Below are 3523 nucleotides of genomic sequence, written 5' to 3'. Positions count from 1 at the left end.
GGCGGCGCCTACGCCTCGCACGCCAGCGGACACGGGCACAAGCACGCCGATCACGATCATGGCCATGAACACGGCGCCGAACACCACCACGGCCACGAGCCGCACCTGCCCGGCCATGAACACGGCTGAACCCGGCGCACCCACGCCGACGGATTCGGTCCCCGGCCTGCTGCAAATCCTCTGGCTGGCCTCTCCCGCCTTACCAGTGGGCGGCTTCTCGTATTCCGAAGGCCTGGAAGCGGCGGTGGATGCCGATTGGGTGAGCGACGAGACCAGCGCCACCGAATGGCTGACCGATCAGCTCCAGCTTGGGCTGGCGCGCGCCGACCTCGCCGTGGTGGCGCAAGCCATTCCCGCCTGGCGGTGTGGCGACATGGCCCGCATCCGCGCGCTCAACCACTGGGTGTTGCACACCCGGGAAACACAAGAATTTCGCCTGCAGACCGAACAAATGGGCCGCTCCATGCTGGAGTGGGCGCGCAACCTGGGGCCACTGGGCACAGGGGTGTTCGAGCGCCTGCAAAGCGCCGGGCTGGAGCCACCCACCTACCCGCTGGCCAGCGCCTGCGCGGCCGCCCACAGCGACGCCAGTGTGCGCGACTGCCTCATGGGTTATGCCTTTGGCTGGAGCGAGAACATGGTGCAGGCCGCCATCAAATCGGTGCCGCTGGGACAAAGCGCGGGCCAGCGCATGCTGGCCCGCCTGGCGCAGGCCATTCCCGCTGCGGTAACACACGCCCAGTCCCTGACCGACGACACGCGCCAGGCCTTCACGCCCATGCTGGCCATTCTCTCGGCACGGCACGAAACCCAATATTCAAGGTTGTTCAGATCATGACTTCGCTCCACCACATCCCCAACCGCACCAAAAAACTGCCCCCCCTGCGCGTGGGCATCGGCGGCCCTGTCGGCTCGGGCAAGACCACTCTGTTGGAGATGTTGTGCAAGGCCATGCGCGAGCGCTACGACCTGATCGCCATCACCAACGACATCTACACCAAGGAAGACCAGCGCATCCTCACGGTCAGCGGTGCGCTGCCGGCCGAGCGCATCATGGGCGTGGAAACCGGCGGTTGCCCGCACACCGCGATCCGCGAAGACGCCTCCATCAACCTCGAGGCCATCGACCGCATGCTGGGCGAGTTCCCCAACGCCGACGTGGTGTTCATCGAATCGGGTGGCGACAACCTGGCCGCCACCTTCAGCCCAGAACTGAGCGACCTCACCATCTACGTGATCGACGTCGCAGCGGGCGAAAAAATCCCGCGCAAAGGCGGCCCCGGCATCACCAAGAGCGACCTCTTCGTCATCAACAAGACCGACCTCGCGCCCCACGTCGGCGCCGACCTGGAGGTGATGAAGGCCGACACCGCGCGCATGCGCCCGGACAGCGAACGCCGCCCCTGGGTCATGACCAACCTCAAAACCCTCACCGGGCTGGCCGAGGTGGTGGCCTTCATCGAGACGCGCGGCATGCTCACCGCCTAAAATCGGCGTTTGCACCCGCACGGCCGGGCATACCCGGTCCGTCTCTCTCCATGGCTTACAGCGTCAAAGAAATTTTCTACACCTTGCAAGGCGAAGGTGCGCAGGCAGGCAGCCCCGCTGTGTTCTGCCGCTTTGCCGGCTGCAACCTCTGGAGCGGGCGCGAAAGCGACCGCGCCAGCGCCATCTGCCGGTTCTGTGACACCGAGTTTGTCGGTACCGACGGCACACTGGGCGGCAAATACCCCGACGCGAACGCCCTGGCCGACCACATTGAAGCCCAATGGCCCACCGGCGTGGCCCAGAACCGCCTCACCGTGCTCACCGGTGGCGAGCCCCTGCTGCAAATCGACACCGCCCTGGTGACCGCCCTGCATGCACGCGGCTTTCGCATCGCGGTGGAAACCAATGGCACCCTGACCGCGCCCGAAGGCATAGACTGGCTGTGCGTCAGCCCCAAAGCCGGCGCGCCCTGGATCCAGCAAACGGGGCAAGAACTCAAACTCGTCTGGCCCCAGACCGGCATGGACCTGGACACCCTGGCCCACACCGGCCAATTCAGCCACCGCTTTCTGCAACCCATGGACGGCCCCGAGCAAGCCCGCAACACCGCCTTGTGCATAGACACCTGCCTGCGCCAGCCGCACTGGCGCCTGAGCCTGCAAACGCACAAAATCAGCGGCATCCGCTGACCCCAGCGCTGGCGCACTGCCGGCCTTCCTCGCCGACTCTCTTCCCTATTGCACCTCTTCATCGGTGCCACCTCCTGCCATGCAGCTCACCATCAGCCAGCGCTTCTTCTTCGACGCCGCCCACACCCTCCAGCGCACCCTGGAAGCCGAGGGCAGCCGCCGCATCCACGGCCACACCTACCATGCCGAAGTGAGCGTGACCGGCCCACGCGACCCGGCCACTGGCATGGTGCTCGACCTGGGCTTGCTGCGCCAGCGCCTGGAAACCGTGCGCCTGCAGCTCGACCACCACCTGCTCGACGAAGTACCGCAACTGGACCGCCCCACGCTGGAAAACCTGTGCCTGTTCATCGCCCACCAGCTGACCGACCTGCAACCCCCGGTCAGCCAGGTGCGCGTGTGGCGCGAATCCCTGGGCGACGCCTGCACCCTGAAGCTGACCACGGCATAAGCCAACCACCGCGCAGCCGCATCCCACGCCCCAGGCCAGATAGAATGCAGGCTTGCAAAACCGCATCCGGAGACTTGGGTGAGTGGTTTAAACCAGCAGTCTTGAAAACTGCCGACCCGCAAGGGTCCGTGAGTTCGAATCTCACAGTCTCCGCCAAGATGCTAGGCCCTATGGGTCTTACAGCCCGATCCAGTATTTCAGCCCACGTTTCAACCCACGTGGCATCGCAAAAAGAAAAGCCAGCCGTCTTGTGATCGCTGGCTTTTTGTTTGGGCTATGCCTCAGCGGTCGGTTACGCCGTCAACCGTTCGCCAAGTCGCATTCGCTCACCGATCGGCCACCGTGGTCTGTGCATGGGCCATAGAGTCTGAGATCACTTTTGCCATAGGCCGGTCGAAGCCAGCCACCTGAACGACTGCTCACGCCAAGAATGGACTGGCGCTATCGACCCGTAGCGTCCGGTCATTTTTCGCCAAAGCTGCCATTAACTCTGGTTTAACTAATGAGAGTTGCGCAACCACCGGCATCTGTTCGTGGTTGATCCGAGGGTCTTTTGTTCCATGGACAAGCAACTGATTGGCCGGTTCACAACACATCTGCGGTGGATTAGGCAGGAGGACTTGGGGGTAATGACAAGGAGGTATCGGTGGCTGTCTTTGCCGTGACGGTGACGACGCCACCTACCCAGCAAACACAACAATCTGGAGCGTAGGACGCAGTCACATAAGATGCAGTCTCGTTCAGCTAGGGCAATCGGCCGCGCGTGCCGACCGGATGGACCGTAAACGACCTCTCCCGGGCTACGCGGGCGTCAATCACCATCGAGTGCTCCATAATGAAACTAAACAGGGATAGGAGAGGCCGCCTATGGCCGCATATGACATCAGCGTGCGTG

General features: G+C 63.7%; 4 protein-coding genes and 1 tRNA gene. All 5 read left to right on the top strand.

Going from position 1 to position 3523, the window contains the following annotated elements:
- Positions 1-115: 115 nt before the first annotated feature.
- Positions 116-838 carry an urease accessory protein UreF gene (locus tag ABYB95_RS19520; protein WP_372660697.1) on the top strand — a complete coding sequence of 241 codons (723 nt, stop codon included), beginning with the start codon at positions 116-118 and terminating at the stop codon, positions 836-838.
- Positions 835-1488, top strand: coding sequence for an urease accessory protein UreG (ureG, locus tag ABYB95_RS19515; protein ID WP_372660694.1), 654 nt, complete (start codon positions 835-837; stop codon positions 1486-1488). The genes ABYB95_RS19520 and ureG overlap by 4 nt, the downstream gene beginning before the upstream one ends.
- A 50-nt stretch (positions 1489-1538) precedes the next feature.
- Entirely contained in the window at positions 1539-2177 is a 639-nt protein-coding gene (gene queE / locus ABYB95_RS19510; RefSeq protein WP_372660691.1) for a 7-carboxy-7-deazaguanine synthase, read from the top strand.
- A gap of 79 nt (positions 2178-2256) precedes the next feature.
- The gene (locus ABYB95_RS19505; protein ID WP_372660688.1) at positions 2257-2628 is read left to right on the top strand and encodes a 6-carboxytetrahydropterin synthase; all 372 of its coding nucleotides are present in this window, start codon (positions 2257-2259) and stop codon (positions 2626-2628) included.
- A 68-nt stretch (positions 2629-2696) separates the two neighbouring features.
- Positions 2697-2784, top strand: a tRNA-Ser gene (locus ABYB95_RS19500).
- The last annotated feature ends 739 nt before the right edge of the window (positions 2785-3523 follow it).

The organism is Hydrogenophaga sp. (assembly GCF_041633695.1).
In the GTDB taxonomy this organism is placed as follows: Bacteria; Pseudomonadota; Gammaproteobacteria; order Burkholderiales; family Burkholderiaceae_C; genus Hydrogenophaga.
Note: the sequence above shows the minus strand (reverse complement) of the source record. Positions and strands in the feature narration are given on the sequence as shown.